Below are 19,998 nucleotides of genomic sequence, written 5' to 3'. Positions count from 1 at the left end.
GGCGCCTTAAGGCGCCGTTTTACATTGGTAGGCCGCCCCTGGGGTGGGTCACTACACTAGAGTAATCCGCGTTTTTGCAACTCTATCACGTGGTCGTCAACCAGCTTAAATAACTGATCAAACTTTTGTGCAGCAGGGGCTACCACTAGTTCCAGCACTTCTGCGTTGTTTTTCTTGCGCATCATAATTTTATGGAGTTCGTCTGCCACCTCATTCATAGCGGCGAAAATTTTGTCGGCCGTGTCCTTTTGGCGAAATAGGCTGCCCATGTCCAGATCGGTCATATACTTATCGCATTCTTGCAGCCAGTCCCGGCGCTGCAAAACAAAGTTGCGAATGTTCCTGGCTCCACCCCGATGTGCTGTCCCTAACTGCTTGTCTCGATAGTTTTGTAAGCTTTTGCGTGAGTTCAGCAAAAAATCCGTAGCAGTGGTTTGGCAATATTTAAGGTTCAGGTAACTGGGGTATTTGATGTTTTTGGTTGTTTCGACTTTGGTGCGCTTACAGGTTTCATCGCAAGCAAGAGTCGCTTGGGAGAGGAATACCAATAGTATCGCTGCTAGTAATCTAGTCATAATTGCTCGCCGATTTATTAGATTTATGTCAAAGAAGAACTTGCAAGCTGTGATATAGATCACTTTTCGTCCGGCGTCAAGGTTTGCTATTAGAATTACTGCTTAAGGATGAAAATAAACTAAAGAGCGATACTTCTATCTTACGCTCAGGGGTTGTTTATGGGGTTTGCTACACCTTCCCTGGTGTGGATGGTTATGGGGATGGATCAGAAAGCTGCCAGTAGTCCAAGGGGGTTTTTATGGACCGCCATGCTGGTGATTTGAACAAATACTACCAGTGCTGCCAGCCATAGCCCCAGGCGCAGTGTGGGACTGGCAACCTTGAAGGCAAAAACACCCAGAGTGATATAAACAACCAGCCCGATAATTTTGGCCAGTAGCCAGGGTTGGCTTCCTGGTGACATATTCAGGTAAACAGCCAGTACGATACCGCTAAGAATCAGGATGGTATTAATAATATGTGGAAGGATTTTAACCAGTTTGCGTTCCAGCAAGCGCGACCCGCGCAGCATCCATATGCCGCGCAGTAAAAAAGTGATGAATGAAAGCACCACGAACGTCATATGCAGATGTTTTAGTAGCAGGTACACGGTTGGTTTCCTTATGTTATGAGTAGTGAAGGTATCAGGCGGCGAGGGCTTTACCGACTAATGTTTGCAAGGCTTCCGGCAAGGGAAGCTTGAGGGCGGCCTCATGGCCCCGGGCTGACATTTTATTCCAGGTTTTACGGATAATATCGATAAGCTTCTCTTCGCTATGCTTGCTGGCAAAATCCTCCAGGTAATACTGGATAAATACCAGGCAAGCAACATCTTCCAGGGTTTGTACTTCTTCATCGCGTTTGAGTCCGCGTTTTAGCAGCAAGTCCTTAACCCGTTCAATGGTGATTGTGTCATAGCCTTCATTGGCCATAATGTCACCGGCAATTTCACCGTGCAATTTAGCCAGATCGGTACGCCATTTTTTGTAACCTGCCTTATCCATCGGATAGTCGCTGCGTGGAATTTTCCAGCGGCAAATGTGTTGGCTGCGCACGGCCAACTGCAAGGCTTCGGAAGGGGTAGCACAAAGTTGGTATAAGTGTTCGCTCATGCGCTGACCATAAATCCATTCTTTGGGTACCAATTTACCATCCACTGGTTCATGGTGTGGATCCTGGGCATTGGCAGAGTCAAACGCGGACAGTGTCCGAATGAGTCGTTCAGTATTTGTCATAGTGTTTTAGGTTGGATTTGCTGAAAGAGGAGTCAGGCGTTGTTTTCGCCGTTGGCAATCTCGCGCAATTTGTCCATATCCAGGATACGGACTTCTTTTTTATCTACTGCGATAATTCCCTGCTTCTGCAGGCGGGTAAAAATACGGCTGACTGTTTCAATGGTCAGCCCAAGGTAGTTACCTATATCGGTGCGTGACATGGGGAGGCGAAATGCTTGTGCAGACAGCTGGCGGCGGCTGTTACGGCTGGAGATGCTGAGTAGCAACGCAGCAATACGCTCCTCAGCGCTGCTTTTACTTAACAGGGAGATGATTTGTTGGTCCTGGGTGATTTCACGGCTCATCAACTGGAAGAAGTGGCGTTGCAGGTTGGGTATTTGCAAGCTAAGTTCTTCCAGTCGATGGAATGGGATTTCGCAAATGGATGCCGTTTCCAATGCTGTTACCGAGTTGGTATAGCGGTTGTCTGCGAGACCATCCAAACCAACAACTTCCCCTGGCAGATAAAACCCCGTCACTTGCTCCTCGCCATTATCACTGAGCGTCGTAGCCTTAACTGCTCCGGAGCGTATTGCGAATACTGCATCAAACGGTTGATTGGCTCGATAGAGGTATTCACCTCTTTGTAAGGGCTTTCCACGCTGGATGATACTGTTTAGTTTGTCGATATCTTCCAGGTGCAGGCTGATGGGCAGGCAAATGGTGCTCAGGCGACAATTGTTGCAGCTGGTCTTGTGGTCATGAGGGCAGTTGGCATCCTGGGTTTTAATAATGGTTTGATTCATGTTCATCTGCTGCAACCTCAACGAAAGGAGCTGTCCGGCAGGAGGGATAGCTCACATAGGGTGAGTGATTGTTACAGCTTTGCCTGAATGGGTAAATAGTTGATACAGGTCAAATACCAGACTTTTTGTGTGGCTTTATAGGGCGTACACAAGATGGCGCTATACCTTTTGCGTCGGATAATCCTTCCAGTTGTTCGCCGATGGGCGACAAGAGCATAGGCGTAGGTAAAAAAAGGGGCTGAAGATCAGCCCCGCAGGAGATAACCGGAAGCTTCCGGTTGAGTGAAAATGCTCATTCGACCAGGGATTGGGGAATGATCATCGATGATCTTAGCGATGGACGCTGAGCCAGGTAAGTGACAGATTGTCGCAGTAAGGGATTTTCTGTTGTTACAGAGTGCTTTACTTGCGCAATAGGGAGGCCTATAGTGCGGGGGCTGGCCAAACCGCAGCATTATTTAAGTAAAGTCGCATCGTTGTACTATTAACCCGCCACATCCTACTGGCAGTTGTTTTATTAGGACCTCGTTTGCTTGCCTAAGTAACACAGCACAAGTCAGCAAATAATGTTTAACACTATGCAAATCGAGGTTTTTATGTCCAGAAGTACTGGTACCGTTAAGTGGTTCAACGAATCCAAAGGTTTTGGTTTCATTGCGGCTGAATCAGGTCAAGACGTATTTGTTCATTACAGCGCCATCAGCGGTTCGGGTTTCAAAACCCTGGCTGAAGGTCAGAGAGTGGAATTTGATGTGAAGCCAGGCCAAAAAGGTCCTCAGGCTGAGAACGTAACTGCTTCCTAATCTTTTTTATAAAGCAGCTTATGAAAAAACCGCCTTTTGGGGCGGTTTTTTTATTCCAGCGGTATTTAGGAAAGCTCTTCTAATCGCCCAAGGCAGGCAAAGTACAGCGCAGTGCGGGTAGGGATGGATTCCAGGTTTGCCATCAATTCGCGATAGCGCGCCAATTGGCCTTGATAGAGCTCGCGTTCGCGTGCGACAAAGGCTGCCACTGACTCACCGCCTTCCGGTTCACTGCTTTTGTAGTCTAGGATCCAGCGCTCTCCCCCATCGATAAACGTTCGATCGATAATGTGCTCCCGCACCCCCTGGGTATCATGTTCTACTAGGGCCAGCTCACACTGGCTATCGAGGTGGTCCGGGTTGAGCAACCACTGGCCATGGGGATCATTCAGTGTTGTGGAAAGGGCGCGAGTGATTTTCTCAAGGCTTTGGTCAATCTCATCGCGAGCCCAGCCGCGCTGGTGCAAACTGCTGTTCCAGAGCGGATATAAGCAGGCACAGTAAGCGTGGATATCTTCACCTCCTGGCAGCAGGCGTCGCTCCACCCAGTCCTGCAAGGCGCGATGGATGAGGATTCCGGTATGGCGGGCAAGTCGGTTGCGGCGATTCTCCAGCTCTGGCAGGTTGCGCGGGTTAGCGATGGGATCGCTGCGGAAGTCGCGCCCTCGATAGCTGGCCAAGGGGCTGGTGTAATCCATCGGTGGGGCTTGCCACTGGCTGGGGAGTCGCAACAGGGGCAGGGGATGCGTGCGGAGGTTTTGCTGCTGATGCTCCTGTTCAATCAGGTGGCATTGGTCCTGGACTTGTGGCCAGATACAGGCGAGTAAACTGCGTTTACCGCTAAGTTGCAAACCATCTTCGGTTTGTTTGGCACAGCCGAGCAGATACAGCCGCTTAATCGCGCGGGTACAGCCCACATACAGCAGGCGTGTGGCTTCAAATTGCTGCTGTTTGTCGGCCTCGCTACGCATAAAGCTGTAGAGTGGATCCTTGTCTTTGCCGATCGGTGCAAAGGAGCCGAGCAGTAATTGACGTTCACCCTGGCGGTTAATGCGCTCCTGCCACAGCAGCAGGGATTTTTCATCTCCGCGGTTGGCCCGTTCCAGGCCGGGGATGATCACGGTATCAAACTCCAGTCCTTTGGATTTGTGGATAGTCATTACCTGCAACAGGGGATCGGCATCGGCTTTGGGGGCTGCGAACAGTTGTTGCAGTGCCTGGTTGAAGGCCTGCCAGTCGAGGATGCGACCGGCATTTTCGTGCTTGTCCAACAGGGTGAGGTAGCTTTGGACGTTATCGCATTCATTGGCATCGACCAGGCACGCTGGGCCGCCCAAAGCCAACCAGACCCCTTCTATCCATTGCCTCAGTGGCTTGCGCAACCGGTTTTCCCACGCGTTTGCGAGTACCTGGCGCAGTTTTTCCAAGCGTGTGTGGCCATCAGCGGAAATACTGGTGATCTGTTGGTGGTGCAGGATTTGTGGCCACAGCAAAGGCCAATCATTCGCGTTATCGGTATGAGACTCTGGCAAACGAGTATTCGCGAGCGCATGCATATCGTTCAGGGTTAATCCGCACCAGGGGGCTCGCAGCAGTGCCAGCCAGGAAATCCTGTCGCTGGGATCCAGCAGGGCGCGGGTGAGGGTGCGCAAGTCGAGGATTGCCATGCGAGTGGCCAGGCGATCAATTTCGGTCGCCTGGTAATTTAACCCTGCCGTGGTGAGTGCGGGCAGTATCTCCCGCAGGTGAGTGCGGGTGCGCACCAGAATGGCAATGCTTCCCTGCGGGTTTTCTGCTTTGGCTTGTCGCACCAGGGCAACCACCTGTGCGGCTTCACGCTGGCGCGCCTGCTGGATGCTGCCTGCAGTGTTACCGGTTTGCAGGTCATCTTCATCATCCCCGCTGGTGTACGCGGCAATATGCAATTGCACCGCTGGATTGGCCAGGAGCGGTTTGAACGCTGTTGAGGGGGAATAATGCACAGCGCCGCGCGCTATATCATCCTGTGCCGGGAAGGCCTTTGCGAAGACCTGGTTTACCCAGTCGACAACCCCTGCCTGTGAGCGGAAGTTCACACACAGATCCACGGCTTCCAGGGCGACATTGCCAATACCCTGTTGGCGCGCATCCAGGAATAATCCCACATTGGCATTGCGGAAACCGTAGCAGGATTGCATACCGTCACCCACGATAAACAGGGTGCGCCCATCACCTGTCTGCCAACCCTGGGTGAGCTTACGCAACAATTCCAACTGCGGACTGGCGGTATCCTGGAATTCATCGACCAGGATATGGCGGATGCGGTAATCCAGTTTAAGGGCCAGGTCTGTCGGCTCGTCCTCATCGCCCAGGGCAAGTAAGGCCGCCTGGCTGATTGCGCTGTAGTCTGTGGCAGCCAGTTGTTTAAAGACCAGCATTAGCTCTGCTGCCAGTTGCGGCAGCAGCTGGGTGAGGCTTTCCAGCAATGCCCATTGCTCCGGAGCATAGGCCACGGGTGGCAATAAGCGCGTGTCGGCCAGCAAGGTTTCCAGGTCGGGGTTCTGTTCGCGTAATACGGCAATGAATCCTGCAAATTGCTCTTTAAGTTCTGCGCCGGCTTTGCCAGTGGGAAAACCTTCGCTCTTGGTCAGGCGCGCCCGGTAGGTTCCGCCATTGGTCAGGAGCAGATCCACCAGGGCCAGCCAGTGGGGCAGGGCTTCTGGTTCTGTGGGGGGCAGGTGGGTTATGCCCAATAATTCGTGGATACGGTTTTTGCGCTCGCCTTCGTCTTGCAGGTTGGTGGCCGCGCGGTCGGCAAGGGCACAGAGATCCGATGCGTGGTAACTGAGTGCGCGGCGTAACAAGCGTAAATGCTCGCTGATCAGGTCTTGCAAGACCTGTTCAAAATACGGGCGTGCCTGTTGGTGGCGTGCCATGAGCAGGGGATGCAACCATTGCTCGCGTTTTGCCAGCAAATTGGCCAATAGGTCTTCTACGGTTTGCAGGTTGTTATCCAGGTGGCGCAGCAGGCGAGCCAGGTGTTCACGCAGTGGCGATTCTTTATCCAGTTGTTTGAAAAGCTCCCGTACCGCTAGGCGATAGGCTTGTTCGGGCTGCTCCAGGGTATCCGGTTGGGCTCCCAGGCCACTGGCCAGGGGGAGCTGTTGGGTGATCGCGCGGCACAGGCTGTCGATCGTGGTGATACGCAAGCGCTGTGGGCTATGAAGGAGTTGCCATCCAAATTCACTATCGCGTTTTAGGGCTGCCTGTGCCAAGCGCCAGGTGCGGCGCGCATGGGGATCATTGGGTTCCGGCTCATCCTGGGCTTGCCACAGTGCATGCAGGATGCGGTCCTGCATCTCTCCGGCCGCCTTGCGGGTAAAGGTGATCGCGAGGATTTCTTCCGGCTGTTCGCAGTGTGCCAGTAGTTGTAATACCCGCTGGGTGAGTAAGCCTGTTTTGCCTGAGCCCGCCGGTGCGCTGACGGCAAACGAACGCTCCGGGTCTATGGCCGCGAGGCGAATATCCTGGTCTGGCGGTGTAGTGACTGTGGGCATACTGGTTATGGTGTCTGTCATGGCTGGCTATCCAGATAGCGGGCCAGAGCCTCGGTTTCCGGTAAACGATTGAGCGGCAATAGCGCTTCGGCGTAGGTTTGGGCTTTGTTGTCTTTAAAATCTACGGTGGCTGTACCGGCCAGGAAGCTTTCAGCAAGCCGGGACAGGTGCTGTTGCCAATCGCTCAATTGTTGTGCCCAATCCCCAGCTGGTTTTATGCCCGGATGGTTAATGTCGAGTTGCCCTGTGCCTTTCCATTCGCAGCCATGGGCATTGATTTGAGCAAAGGCGATGGCTCCAGGCTGTGGTGGACACACCAGGGCGTAGAGTGGCAATTGGGGTTCATCAGGGCGTTCGCCGAACCAGCTATTGATGCTTGGATGGCCGGTTTTGTAATCAATCAATAACAACTCGTTTGTCTCTATTAATTGATCAATACGGTCTATACGCAGGCGCAAGGGAATGCCGGCATAGGTCACCTCTATGGGGTGTTCAATCGCTACCACGGTAAAAGCGGGTCGCTCCCTTTCCCGTTGCAGCCATTCCCGCAGCAGGGCTTGCAAGCGCTCCTGTTCCAGCTGCGTATAAAACGCACTGACAGAGGAACCGCGCAAGCGTGCAGTGTCCATGACTGCTGTGTTAACGAAGGTGTGCAGTTGTTTTTGCAGCGATTCCTCATCGAGTGCCAGCAGGCTGGCTTGGTCCCGGAGCCAGCGCCATAGGTCGGCCAGGGCGTTGTGTAGCATATTGCCGCGCTCTATAGCAGAAAAGCCGGTAACAGGAGCCTCGGGTATACGGGCTCCCAAGCGCAAACGTGCGAAAGCGTTGAAGGGGCAGGCGGCCTGCTCTTTAAAGATACTGGCACCGCCACGGATATTCTCATCCTTGCCCACGGCGGGACCGGTATTATCTTCTATGGCTTCCAGTTGGCGGGATTGCAGGAGTTGTTGCCAATAATCTGCCAATAAACTATTGGCGTCCGGCACAAGCTGCTCAAGCGGGGTGAGCGGAATATCGCGGATCAGCGCACTGGGGCTTAATTCCTGATCGTCCAGGCTGCTGGCGCAACTGAATACCACCTGGCCTGCGCACTGGCGGTAGTGTTGCGTGAGCGAGCGGGCAAATACCAATTCACGCTCGGCACTGGCATGGGGCATCTGCTGCTGGCGTTGCAGGTTGATGGGAAGCAGCGGATTGGGTGATGCCGCGGCCGGCCATTGGCGGTGATGGAGGCCCATGACCCAGCAGTGGCTGAATACCAACCCGGAGCCCTCAAGGGCGCCGAGGATTTGAATCGGTGAAAGTGGTGTCTGTGCCTGGAATGGTGTTTTTGCCGCTATCTGCCGCAGATGCTGTAGTGCCTCGCCATAGCTGAGTTGCAAGCCGCAGGCATCCAATTGGGCAAAGTCTTCCAAAAGTTGATTCCACTGCGCCAGTTGCTGGTGCTCCTGGCTGTCGAGACGCCGCTCCCCCGGCCAGTCCAGGTGTTGTAGCAGGCGGTTGAATAGCTCACTCCAGTAGCTGGCCGGGTGTTTGCCAAAACTGTCCCGGCGCTGGGCTTCGAGGTGGAGCAGGTAATTCAAAAAGGTCTCTTCTGCAAGTCGGTTGGCAGTTTCCGCCGTATTTCCACCCGCCTTTGGGGTAGCAAGTTTTTGCGCCCAATAACGCAGGTCACTGCCACTGATATGGAAGCGGCCCAGTTCGCGCAACTGGTTAACCAACTGGCTGCGCAGAACCAGTTCAGCATCGGCGTGCCCCCAAAAGGGAGATAACAGCAATTGGCATATATCTTCCATGGGCCAATGGTTCTGGTAGAGACCCAATAGCTCCAGGCTGGCGGCAACCAATGGTGTGCTGCCCAGCGGGATACCGGCAGAAAAGTTAAAGGGCAGGGTAAAGCGCATGTGCTCAGGGAGAACACTCAAGGGTTCAAACACGCTGGTAAAGGCCCGCTCCAACTGGGCGCGACACTGGCCCAGGTTGGGCACAATGATGCCAATCATCGCCTGCGCATTTTCAGCCAATATGGCTTGGCTCCAGCGTGCGGCGGCGAGCATTTCCTGCTCGCTGGTTATGCACTGGGTGCGCGCTAGCCGGGCCTTGTCCACTCGGGCACCGGGGATTAGCTGATAGGTGTGACTGGCCGTGGCAATCAGTTGTTGTTGCAGGGGCGGAATATCATCAAAGCCCAGCAGCCAGATAGCCGGTTCCGGTGATAGCACTCCCTGTTGATAAGCTTTAAGCAGGCGTGCCATGGCTTGCTCTTGGGTAACCAGATTCAGGCTTGCCAGGCGTGCATGGAACTCTCCCATCCATACCAAAAAATTCTGGCTGTTGGATTGGCTGTTGATCCAGGGCTCAGCCTTGCGTACATCTTCCCCAGTTAGTTGCCATAACTCCAGGCTGCGCAGTGCTGCATCGGCAGACTGCGCCAGTGGTCCCGGTTGTAACAGGTCGTTGGCGAGGGAGGAGGTTTGGATAATCGATTGCCATATTGCCTGGCGTTGCAGGTTACTGGCGATAGCGACGGCTGTTTCGGGCTGGGCGGCCCACTGCAAACGATCCCATTGTTGTTCAAACCATTGCTGGAGTGTCATTACCCGGGGGCGCGATTGGGGAGACTCAGGCTTATCCTGTGTAAAGGCGCGTAAAACATGGTTGCGCAGACGGTTGTTGGCGGTGAGGATCAGTTGCCGTGCCAGTAGCGCTGGCTGTAAGGGTTTCAGGGGAAAGTAGGTATCAGTCATAGAGCGTCCGTCCACTGGTGAGCGGGGCAGCCTGCGGTTGTCTGTCTGGGGGAAACATGGTAACTTCCCGCCGCTATAAATCAAAACAATAAAGCCTGATAGGTTTGATAACTTCAGGTTCCTGCATGAAGTTGCTTCTGATGTTACGGCATCAGCGGAACGTGCCTGGCAAAATAGGTCAATACACATGAGCTAGCGTTGTTTATCGACTACGCTATGGTTACTAAAAATGTTGTATCGAAAACTATAAAGAAGTGAGCCTATGAACCAGCAAAATATTGGTAATTACAGATGGACCATCTGTGCCCTCTTGTTCTTCGCCACCACGGTAAACTACCTGGATCGGCAAGTTCTCAGCCTCTTGTCTCCGGAATTGTCCAAAGAATTTGGGTGGACTAACTCTGATTACGCCAATATCACGGCGGTTTTCCAGTTTGTTTATGCCATTTCCATGATTTTTGCCGGTCGCATTGTCGATAAATTAGGCACCAAATGGGGTTACCAACTCGCTATTTTTGTCTGGTCAATCGGTGCGATTATGCATGCTTATGCCGTGCCGCTGGGCGACTTGACCAACAACGTGCTGGCGTTGGCAGGTATTGCTGCTGTCCCGGTTTCTATCGTCGGTTTTATGTTGTCGCGTGCTGTACTGGCGATTGGTGAAGCGGGTAACTTCCCCGCTGCCATTAAGGCAACTGCTGAATATTTCCCCAAAAAAGAACGCTCGTTCGCCACCGGTATTTTTAACTCAGGTGCTAACGTAGGGGCGATCCTGGCGCCTTTGACGGTGCCCTGGATTGCAGCCCACTGGGGTTGGCAAACTGCCTTTATTATTATTGGTGCCATAGGTTTTGTGTGGATGATTTTCTGGCACATCTTCTACGAAAAACCCACCGAACAGAAGCGTTTGAGTGAAAGTGAAAGAGCCTATATCGAGAGTGATAGCGAAAAAGAACAGTTGCAACTGGACGATGCCGGCGAGCAAAAAGTATCCTGGTTCAAGTTGCTGACTTACCGCCAAACCTGGGCATTTACTTTCGGTAAATTTATGACCGACGGGGTGTGGTGGTTCTTCCTGTTCTGGTTACCCATCTTCCTGGCCAAACAATACGGCATCAAGGGTACTGACCTGATGTTGCCTCTGACTGTACTCTACAGTTTGACCATGATAGGCAGTATCGGTGGCGGCGCCTTCCCCATGTACTTTATCAATCGCGGTTATAACGCCTACGATGGCCGTATGCGGGCTATGCTGTTGATTGCTATCTTCCCTCTGGTTGTGCTGCTGGCCCAGCCTCTGGGACATATCAGCTTCTGGGTACCGATTATTCTGATTGGCATTGGTGCCTCGGCTCACCAGGCATGGTCTGCTAACATTTTCACCACCGTATCGGATATGTTCCCCAAGAAGAGCGTTGCCTCTGTTGTTGGTATCGGTGGCCTTGCTGGCGGTATAGGGGGGGTCGTGGTGTCCAAGGTAGCAGGTTGGTTGTTTGACTATTTTGATTCCGTGGGGCGAATTGAAACCGGATATGCCATCCTGTTTGGTTTCTGTGCGGTGGCTTATTTGATTGCCTGGTTCGTCATGAAATTGCTGGTGCCCAAGTACAAGCCAATCACTGATTTGTAATCCCGTTTCTCCGGGTTACGTAAACGTAAAAGGCCGATAGTCTTTCATGCTATCGGCCTTTTTTATTGCCCATGTTCTTTACTGGCTTGCCGTTTTTCTACGCTTCTCCGGTATTGTTTTGTCGTCATATTCATCAAAAATATGACGTAATTCTCATTTGTTGCACCGCCGCCCTAAAGTCGAACCTTATTCCCTGAACTCGCACCGACAAACCGAAAGTCGAACTCGCCAGCGCAAAAATCATCGGGTTAGACTCAATCCCGGGTTTGGAAAGGCAACGTTGTCATTCGGGTGGCGCTGCAGTTTTCGATAAAACCAAATCTCGGGGAGCCACAGTCTTTAATTGCAGTGGCTGTCTAATAAAAATCCTTGCTCCACCAAAAATAGTAACAGGAGATCAAAAGTGAAAATGTTCAACACACGGCATTTGCTGGCAGGCGTGAGTCAATTGGTCAAGCCGGCGTCGATGATGATTCTGGCCATGGCTTCAACCCTGGCGATCCACGAAGCCAGTGCACACGGATATGTGTCATCACCCAAAAGCCGGGTGATTCAGTGTAAGGAAAATGGTATTGAAAACCCCACCCATCCAGCGTGTATCGCTGCTAAAGCGGCGGGCAATGGCGGTCTTTACACTCCGCAGGAAGTTGCTGTCGGTGGTGTGCGCGATAACCATGATTACTACATTCCTGATGGACGTTTGTGTAGTGCTAATCGCGCTAACCTGTTTGGTATGGACCTGGCCCGCAACGATTGGCCGGCAACTAGCGTGACCCCCGGGGCGCGTGAGTTTGTGTGGACCAATACAGCGGCACACAAAACCAAATATTTCCGTTACTACATCACTCCCCAGGGCTATGACCACAGCCAACCACTGCGCTGGAGTGACCTGCAATTGATTCACGACTCAGGCCCGGCAGACCAGGAATGGGTATCTACTCACAATGTGATCCTGCCTTATCGCACCGGCCGCCATATTATTTACAGTATCTGGCAACGCGATTGGGATAGGGATGCGGCAGAAGGTTTTTACCAATGTATCGATGTGGACTTTGGTAATGGCACTGGCACTGGCAGCAGCTCATCGGTAGCCAGCTCTGTGGTTTCCTCTGTCACTTCATCATCTGTGGCTTCCTCTGTAGCCAGCTCCTTGTCTAACGATACCTGTGCTACCTTGCCAAGCTGGGATGCATCAACGGTTTACACCAATCCACAACAGGTTAAGCACAATAGCAAGCGCTACCAGGCGAATTACTGGACTCAAAACCAGAATCCTTCAACCAACTCCGGCCAATATGGTCCCTGGTTGGATCTGGGTAACTGTGTAACCAGCGGCGGCTCTTCCTCTGTTGCTAGCAGTAGCGTCGCTTCCAGTGTTGCCAGTTCAGTTACCAGCAGTGTTGCCTCTTCGGTTGTGAGCGGTAACTGCATATCGCCTGTCTATGTCGATGGTTCTTCCTATGCCAATAATGCCCTGGTGCAAAATAACGGCAGTGAATACCGCTGCCTGGTAGGTGGCTGGTGTACTGTCGGCGGTCCATACGCTCCTGGTACCGGCTGGGCGTGGGCTAATGCCTGGGAATTGGTGCGCTCCTGCCAGTAAGTGGGTTGCTTAAAGAGCGTTGGATCAAAAGGATTTAATCGATACGGGCCGCTGCTAGCGGCCCGTTTTTTTGGAAGGTTTCAGGGGGTAATAAAAGCCGTTTTGTGGATGGCGTAGGCCGCCAGTGCGGACTGGAGTCGATGTACCTCCTGGGTTTCCTGGGTGAATACAGCAATATGTTCCGGGGTATCCGGCAAACGGGCAAGGCGCTGTTGCGCTTCCAATAGATGTTTGACCCGTCGGGCAATAGCAGCCCCGGAGTCTATCAACTGAATACGCTGGGGCAGGTTGCGACCCAGCTCCTCGCGTAACAGGGGGAAATGGGTGCAAGCCAATACCAGGCGATCCATTTGCCGGCTGCCATCGGCATCCAACAATGCCTGGGTGATAGGCGCTATCGCCTTATCGGTGATGGTTTCGCCCCGCAGTTTCTGTTCTGCCAGTAATACCAACTCACTGGATCCCAAGGAAATAACGGTGCAATCACTGGCGTGTGTTGTGATCAGGTCGTGGGTATAGGGACGCGCTACGGTAGCTGGTGTTGCCAACAGGCCAATGACTCCACTTTGTGAGCTTTCGGCAGCAGGCTTGATGGCCGGGACAACCCCCACAAACGGCAGGTTAAATCGCTGGCGCAGATGGGGTAGGGTCAGCGTGCTTGCGGTGTTGCAGGCAACAACCACAAGATCGACCGGATAACTCGCTAACAGTGCCGCCATCACACGCTCAACGCGAGCAATCAGCTCGCCCTCCTCCTTGGTGCCATAGGGAAACGCTGCATTGTCAGAGGCATAAATCAGTGCGACCCCGGGCAGTGATGCCTGGATTTCTTGCGCAACACTGAGCCCGCCAACACCGGAATCAAATACCAGGATGCGCGGACATAATAGATGGGAGGGGAGATCAGCGTAGCGCGACATAATGCCAAAATGCCCTGGCGGCCAAGTGAGGTGGTAGAATGCGCGCGATTGTACCTTTCCATCAGGGCAAAACCTACACCCTTTAGCTCAAACTCCCGGAGATGATCTGGTGACCCAATCCTGGTTGTTCATACTGGCGGCGCTTGGCGGTTTCATGCTGGGTGCCCTGGTTGTGTATTTTTGGATGCAACAGCGTCTGCAGTCCTCGGCCCAACGGGAGCAGGCTGGCAGCTTGCGCCTGGCGGCACTGGAGGCTGAAACGAACCAGCTGCGCAATCAGGTGATTGAATTGCGTGGACAATGGCAGCAAGCCCAACATGAGCAGCAGTTGTTGCAAAACAAATTAATGCAGCTGACCGAAGAGTTGGCTGGCCAGCGTGAAAAGGCCGCGCGCCTGCCAGCACTGGAAGCCGATTTGCAAGGTAAGCAGCAGCTGTTATCCGAATTGGAGCAAACCCATGCGGCACTGGTCAGTCGCACAGAGCAGGAGCGCCGTAATTTCGCTGAACAGTTGGCCCTGTTGCAAAGCGCACGCACTGACCTAACCCGTGAATTTGAAAACCTTGCCGGGAAAATCTTTGAGGCTAAGCAGCAACAGTTCCAACATAACAGTAAAAGCCTGCTGGATACGACCCTGGACCCCCTGCGCAGCCAACTGACCGAGTTCCGTAAAAAAGTAGAAGATGTCTACGAAAAGGAAAGTGCAGAGCGCAATCGCCTGGCTGGACAAGTGCTGGAGTTGCAGAAACAGGCGCAAAAAATTGGTGAAGATGCCATCAGCCTGGCACAGGCGCTTAAGGGTAACAGCAAAACCCAGGGCAACTGGGGCGAGGTCGTGCTTGAGCGGTTGCTGGAGGAATCCGGATTACAGAAAGGACGGGAATACGATGCCCAGGTTAACTTCACGGCAACAGACGGCAGTCGACGTATGCCCGATGTGATTGTTCACTTGCCTGAACAAAAGGACATTGTTATTGATGCCAAATGCTCGTTGTCGGATTATGAAAAGTACTGCTCGACGGAGGATGAATCCTCGCGCAAGCAATACCTGGCTGCACATATACAGTCGCTACGCAACCATATCAAACAGCTCAGTATTAAAGATTATGAAAAGATCGATGGCATTAAGTCGCTGGACTTTGTGTTTATTTTTATTCCCATCGAAGCTGCTTTTATGCTCGCCTTGCAAGAAGACCCAGGGTTGTACCGTGAGGCCTATGATCGCCATATTATCCTGGTAAGTCCTACAACCCTGCTGGCTACTCTGCGCACCGTGGAGAATATATGGCGCTATGAGAAACAAAATAAGAATGCCGAGCGAATTGCCAGGGAGGCTGGTGCCTTGCACGATCAGTTTGTATTGATGCTGGATGCATTGGATAGTGTGGGTAATCAACTGCATAAAACCCAGGAAGCCTATGCCAAAGCGCGTGAACGTTTGGCATCCGGGCGCGGCAACCTGATTAAGCGGGTTGATGATATCCGTCGCTTGGGTGCTAAAACCAAAAAGGTTATTTCCGGTACTGTATTGGAAGAGGCCGGTGTGGAGTCGGTAGACTTATTGTTGGATGATACGTCGGATACTGAATAAACTCGTGAGTCATTGAGGTAGGTATGAGTGTGTTAACACTACTTGTGGTAGTGGGTGGGCTGATTGTTTTGGTGTTGTCCGCGATTGCTGCAAGGCTTGTATATAGGGTGTATATGCTGAAGCGCGAGCGTGAGCGCAAACTGCAGGAACAACAGGACGCAAACGCGTTGGCCCTGTATGAGCAGCGTCAGCGCATTAACAAGAGTATCCAGATTCTCGCGCAAGCCCTGTATCAGGAAGAACTGACCCTCACAGAAGCCAGTATTCGTATTTCACATTTGTTGGATCAACTGGATGTTGATGCCGGCGTTAAAAACGAGTTTTCTGCATTTTACCAATTGCGTGAGCGAGCCGAGCATATTCCTATTTTGGCTGAGTGGAAAAAGCTGTCATCCAAAGAGCAGCGTGTATTTGATAAAGAGCGCTTTCAGCATGAGACAGCCTTCTATGATTTTGTAATGGATGCGGCAAAGCGAATCCTGGGGCGACAGTTCTGATGATTAGCCTGGAGCATGCACAGCTGCGCTTAATGACTCCGGCTGATCTGATTGCTGTTATACAGATCCAGGCAGAGGCCTATGTCGATGAAATGCTGGAATCACAAGAGGTGATTGCCGCTCGTCTTGCAAATGTGGCGGATACCTCCTGGGTGGTTGAATGTGCAGGGCAGGTATGCGCCTACCTGGTTGCTTATTTATCCCAGGCCAATTCCGTGACCCCGTGGGGGAGCGAGTTTGCCCATAAACCTGATGCGGATACATTTTACTTACATGACTTGGCCGTCAGTCATCGCGCCAAGGGTTTGCGTATGGGGCCTTGGTTGATTGCGGGGGTATTTGATCAAATGCGTGAGCGTGGATTGCGTCGTGCGGCCCTGGTTTCTGTGCAGGATTCCCAGGGGTTTTGGTCAAAACTGGGGTTCAGGGTTGTCGACCAATTAGCACCTGAGCAGGTGCGGCATTTGCAAACCTATACCGGCCCGGCGGTTTATATGCAGTGTGACCTCTAGTCGCTACATTAGCGGCGTTGCAATAACACTCCACATTCCAGGTGATGGGTATAGGGAAATTGGTCAAACGCCGCAAATGTACAAATTTGATGGGTTTGTGTCAGGGTTTGCAGGTTGTCTTTAAGCGTTTCCGGGTTGCAGGAAATATAGACAATATTGTCAAAGCGTTGTGCCAGGTGGCAGGTGGCGGGATCGAGCCCGGCGCGGGGTGGATCAACAAAAATAGTTGAAAAACGATAGTCATTTAACGAAATGTGTTTCAAACGATTAAATTCGCGAACCCCATCCATCGCTTGGGTAAACTCTTCACTCGACATGCGTGCAATCTGAAGGTTTTCAACCTGATTCAACCGGCTGTTATAAAGTGCAGAATCTACGGATGTCTTGGATATCTCTGTGGCCAGAACCCGGTCGAAATTTTGTGCCAGTGGCAGGGTAAAATTGCCATTGCCACAATACAACTCCAGTAAGTCCCCTCCTGTATGGCGTGTTTGCTCCTGAGCCCAGGACAGCATTTGTTCACACACCCTGGCATTAGGCTGGGTAAAGCTACCTTCTACCTGCTGGTAGCGGTATTCGCGGCCATTAACCTTCAGGCATTCAATAATATGATCGCGCTCCAGCAGGATTTTTTGTTTGCGACTGCGGCCAATAATCTCCACATTGAGTTGTTTGCGCAGATCGGTTGCTGCGCTAATCCACTCCTCATCAAGCGGTTTGTGATAGACAAGCGTAATTAACGCCTGGTTACTGAGGCTGGTCAGAAACTCCACCTGGAATAATTTATGGCGCAAGCATTCATGGCGATTTACCAACGCCATCAGCTCGGGCATTAATTGGTTAATTCGCTCGCTGCCAATAGGAAATTCCCGGATGGGGTAGGGACGTTTGTCTGTTTGCGAGAACATCACGTACATAGCCGTGCCCCGCTCGTGCCAAATGCGGAATTCAGTGCGCATGCGAAAGTGTTTTTCCGGTGAGCGGAATACGGAAATCTCGGGCAGGTTAAATGATGCAAAATCCTGGTTCAGACGAATCAGTTTTTGTTGCAGCTGGGCTTCATAGGCAGCGCTGGAGTAGTCTGCTGTATGCTGTTGAGGTTGTGGCATGGGGAAACTCGCAAGGGGAGCCACCAAGTGACCTGCCTGGTGGCAAAAAGCGGCCATTATAGCGATGTTGACTGGCAATTTCCCCATTCGCAGGTGAGTAATTCAACGGCAAGGTCACTGCAGAAATTGATATATGCCTCTTGTGGCCATTCATTATCAACGATGAGGGTGTAGGGCTGGTCGCAAGTACCCTCATGTTGGTGTGCAATAGGGAAATAACTTCTTCCGGGCGCTAAATCTGTTGCTATACCACCTGCCAGGCTTGGCAGATCATAGACTTCATGGGTGTTAACGGTTGCTTGGTTAAGCAATGCCTGTTCGTAGAGGGCAATTTCGTGATCACTGTTGAGCCGCATGTTTTCTGCCGTCATTTGTTTCAGGCGAAAACTGCAGGTTTTTTGCTGGTTGCTTAATGTACGTTTTTCCAGGCTCAATTCATCCTGTGCGCGCTGCCTGGTTTTTTGGTTTAGTAGCAGGGCGGCAGGCACGAGCTTTTGGGTCTTATAATTGAACGTATAATTGGCATGTTGCTGGCTGTAGAGATTGTCGGCTGCGGCAGCTAATTGCCAGTTACTGGCGAGCCAGTCCTGTTGCTTTTCCAGGGCTTCCAGCTCATTGTCGCCACCCAGGCGTGCACATTGCGTAAATAAACTGTTGTAGTAGAGGGTTTCTTGCAAGATTTTTTCAGCAACCTGCGGCAGCCTGGTTTCGTCGAGCGGAGCTACTGGTGTAGTACATGCACTCAGGATCAATACCATAGCTAAGAGTGCAGAATGGCTAACCGATATATTCATAGTGATTCATCTCCGGAATGCTATTGTGCGTTAGCCGGTACCCTGGTCTCATTGAGTGGCAGTTTGATAATAAATGTACTGCCGCGACCGGGTACCGACTTCACTTCAATACTGCCCCTATGGCGTTCGCTAATAATAAAGTAGGACACCGATAATCCGAGTCCTGTACCAGAGCCTACCCCTTTGGTTGTGAAAAAGGGCTCAAAAATGTGGCGTCGTACATTTTCACTCATTCCGGGGCCATTATCCTGAATCTCGATCACAAGATCTCCTTCCTGGACCCTGGCCCTGATCCATATGCAGGGTGCCTGGTCAGCCCGGGTATCACTGGCAGCGTTGCCAAGTGCCTGACGCGCATTGCGCAGCAGGTTTAACAAGACCTGTTGCAGTTCGGGGCCAGAGCCTTTGATGGGGGGCAAGTTGTTGCTGATATCAGTATGGATAAGCGGTGTTTGCGTATCCGGTTTTCCGCCGTAGAGATTTTGATTTAGGGTCAATGTCTGGTGAATTAGCTGTGAGATGTCGATCAGGGTGTTGGCTTTCTGCCCCTGGTGCGAGAATGCCAGCATGGTGGTTACAATATTGGCGGATCGCTCACCGGCTTCACGAATGTACTGTAGAAATTGATAAATGTCGCGCTGGCGCAAATATTGATCCACCTGCTGCAGATCCAATGCAAGTGTTTGAGCCTCTTTTTGGTTGCCTGCAAAGTGTGGATCAAGGCGGCGCGTAATGTTTTGTACGTTTTGTAAAATCACGCTGAGCGGGTTGTTAATCTCGTGGGCTATGCCAGCAGCTACCTCTCCCAGGGAATACATTTTTTCATTCTGTATCATCAGGTTTTCAATGGTTACGCGCAGGGTCACATCATCAACGCGTATCACTGCACCGGGTCTGACATTAGCAATCAGGGGATAAATGGTAATTTCGTAATATTGATTGGAGTCATCTTCATTATTGCGGGTGTGCTCCAATGAACGAGGCTCCCCCGCGCGAATAATATGCGCAATGGTCTCCCTGCTGACCGGGAATTTGGGGAGCACATGGGTGATGTTTTTACCCAGTGCCTCACTGGAAAAAATTTCAAAGTTACTTTCGGCCGCAGCATTCCAATGCGTGATATAACCTTCAGCATCTACACCAATAATAATGGATGGCATAGAGTTGATCATGCTCTGTAAATATTCTTTGGTTTCGCGCAGCAAATGGCCGGTGGCTTCGTGACGAGCCACTTCATCAATTAACAGGTTGTTGATTTTATAAAGGCTTTCGGTGCGCTCGTGGATTCGCTGCTCTAAGGCTTTTTGGGATTCCTTGAGCGATTTTCGGGCGCGTTTGTTATGTAAACGGCTGCGCTGGAGCCCGATAATCAACAGGGTTTGCAGTACCAGCAGGATAAGGATCACCACAGCAATACCATTGTCGGTAATTCTCCCGCTCTGATTAGCCATGGCGGCAGGTGCAGCCAGCATCCAGCTAACCTGGGCCAGCATCACGCTGGGCCGCCGCCATAGGGCTGTCATGCATTGTGCACGAGAGTAGGAGAAGCACTGGCCATAGGGCATGACAATAAATCCTCCGGTATTTGAGAGGGCACTGGCGTATCTTCGGCTTTGGAAAGTGCGACAATCTACGCGCTTTCCGGTTGCTTGCCCATGCTTGACCGGGCATTTGTTCTTTT

At 52.0% G+C, this 19,998-nt stretch carries 16 protein-coding genes; 6 read left to right on the top strand and 10 right to left on the bottom strand.

Annotated elements, in window-relative coordinates; all coding sequences use genetic code 11:
- Positions 1 to 56: 56 nt before the first annotated feature.
- From CJA_RS10665 to fnr, 4 genes are all read right to left on the bottom strand, one after another.
- Positions 57 to 575, bottom strand: coding sequence for a hypothetical protein (locus CJA_RS10665; protein WP_148208854.1), 519 nt, complete (start codon positions 573 to 575; stop codon positions 57 to 59).
- A gap of 206 nt (positions 576 to 781) precedes the next feature.
- Complete coding sequence (locus tag CJA_RS10660; protein WP_012487798.1) at positions 782 to 1,165, bottom strand: SirB2 family protein; 384 nt, start codon at positions 1,163 to 1,165, stop codon at positions 782 to 784.
- Positions 1,166 to 1,199: 34 nt separating this feature from the next.
- Entirely contained in the window at positions 1,200 to 1,790 is a 591-nt protein-coding gene (locus CJA_RS10655; protein WP_012487797.1) for a DUF4202 domain-containing protein, read from the bottom strand.
- Positions 1,791 to 1,822: 32 nt separating this feature from the next.
- Positions 1,823 to 2,575, bottom strand: coding sequence for a fumarate/nitrate reduction transcriptional regulator Fnr (fnr, locus tag CJA_RS10650; RefSeq protein ID WP_012487796.1), 753 nt, complete (start codon positions 2,573 to 2,575; stop codon positions 1,823 to 1,825).
- Between the two features lie 596 nt (positions 2,576 to 3,171).
- Here fnr and CJA_RS10645 point away from each other — a divergent pair.
- Positions 3,172 to 3,378, top strand: a complete 207-nt coding sequence (locus tag CJA_RS10645; RefSeq protein WP_041552257.1) for a cold-shock protein — start codon at positions 3,172 to 3,174, stop codon at positions 3,376 to 3,378.
- A gap of 65 nt (positions 3,379 to 3,443) precedes the next feature.
- On the opposite strand, the gene CJA_RS10640 is transcribed toward CJA_RS10645, so the two are convergent.
- Together CJA_RS10640 and CJA_RS10635 are read right to left on the bottom strand one after the other, a co-directional pair.
- Positions 3,444 to 6,935, bottom strand: a complete 3,492-nt coding sequence (locus CJA_RS10640) for a UvrD-helicase domain-containing protein (RefSeq protein ID WP_012487794.1) — start codon at positions 6,933 to 6,935, stop codon at positions 3,444 to 3,446.
- Positions 6,932 to 9,661 carry a PD-(D/E)XK nuclease family protein gene (locus CJA_RS10635; RefSeq protein WP_041551446.1) on the bottom strand — a complete coding sequence of 910 codons (2,730 nt, stop codon included), beginning with the start codon at positions 9,659 to 9,661 and terminating at the stop codon, positions 6,932 to 6,934. The genes CJA_RS10640 and CJA_RS10635 overlap by 4 nt, the downstream gene beginning before the upstream one ends.
- A gap of 262 nt (positions 9,662 to 9,923) precedes the next feature.
- Between CJA_RS10635 and CJA_RS10630 the strand changes: the two genes are divergently transcribed.
- Both CJA_RS10630 and CJA_RS10625 read left to right on the top strand, forming a co-directional pair.
- Positions 9,924 to 11,291, top strand: a complete 1,368-nt coding sequence (locus tag CJA_RS10630; RefSeq protein ID WP_012487792.1) for an MFS transporter — start codon at positions 9,924 to 9,926, stop codon at positions 11,289 to 11,291.
- 409 nt (positions 11,292 to 11,700) lie between these two features.
- Positions 11,701 to 12,894, top strand: coding sequence for a lytic polysaccharide monooxygenase (locus CJA_RS10625; RefSeq protein ID WP_012487791.1), 1,194 nt, complete (start codon positions 11,701 to 11,703; stop codon positions 12,892 to 12,894).
- 80 nt (positions 12,895 to 12,974) lie between these two features.
- Here the strand turns inward: CJA_RS10625 and murI are convergent, their stop codons facing one another.
- Complete coding sequence (gene murI / locus CJA_RS10620) at positions 12,975 to 13,814, bottom strand: glutamate racemase (protein ID WP_012487790.1); 840 nt, start codon at positions 13,812 to 13,814, stop codon at positions 12,975 to 12,977.
- A gap of 109 nt (positions 13,815 to 13,923) precedes the next feature.
- On the opposite strand from murI, the gene CJA_RS10615 reads away from it, so the two are divergent.
- From CJA_RS10615 to CJA_RS10605, 3 genes are read left to right on the top strand one after another with little or no spacing between them, the layout of a single operon-like run.
- Positions 13,924 to 15,405, top strand: a complete 1,482-nt coding sequence (locus CJA_RS10615; RefSeq protein ID WP_012487789.1) for a DNA recombination protein RmuC — start codon at positions 13,924 to 13,926, stop codon at positions 15,403 to 15,405.
- 29 nt (positions 15,406 to 15,434) lie between these two features.
- Positions 15,435 to 15,902 carry a DUF2489 domain-containing protein gene (locus tag CJA_RS10610; RefSeq protein ID WP_012487788.1) on the top strand — a complete coding sequence of 156 codons (468 nt, stop codon included), beginning with the start codon at positions 15,435 to 15,437 and terminating at the stop codon, positions 15,900 to 15,902.
- Positions 15,902 to 16,414, top strand: a complete 513-nt coding sequence (locus tag CJA_RS10605; RefSeq protein ID WP_012487787.1) for a GNAT family N-acetyltransferase — start codon at positions 15,902 to 15,904, stop codon at positions 16,412 to 16,414. Before CJA_RS10610 ends, CJA_RS10605 begins: the two co-directional genes overlap by 1 nt.
- 8 nt (positions 16,415 to 16,422) lie before the next feature.
- On the opposite strand, the gene trmA is transcribed toward CJA_RS10605, so the two are convergent.
- Genes trmA through CJA_RS10590 form a run of 3 tightly spaced genes read right to left on the bottom strand, consistent with a single transcriptional unit; the run spans position 16,423 to position 19,840 of the window.
- The gene (gene trmA / locus CJA_RS10600; protein ID WP_041551444.1) at positions 16,423 to 17,523 is read right to left on the bottom strand and encodes a tRNA (uridine(54)-C5)-methyltransferase TrmA; all 1,101 of its coding nucleotides are present in this window, start codon (positions 17,521 to 17,523) and stop codon (positions 16,423 to 16,425) included.
- Between the two features lie 56 nt (positions 17,524 to 17,579).
- Positions 17,580 to 18,317 (bottom strand): hypothetical protein, encoded by a 738-nt coding sequence (locus CJA_RS10595; RefSeq protein WP_012487785.1) that lies wholly within the window; start codon positions 18,315 to 18,317, stop codon positions 17,580 to 17,582.
- A gap of 20 nt (positions 18,318 to 18,337) precedes the next feature.
- Entirely contained in the window at positions 18,338 to 19,840 is a 1,503-nt protein-coding gene (locus tag CJA_RS10590) for a two-component system sensor histidine kinase NtrB (RefSeq protein WP_238526753.1), read from the bottom strand.
- Positions 19,841 to 19,998: the final 158 nt, after the last annotated feature.

The sequence above is a fragment of the Cellvibrio japonicus Ueda107 genome, assembly GCF_000019225.1.
Lineage (GTDB): Bacteria > Pseudomonadota > Gammaproteobacteria > Pseudomonadales > Cellvibrionaceae > Cellvibrio > Cellvibrio japonicus.
This window is presented reverse-complemented; position numbering and strand designations above follow the sequence as displayed.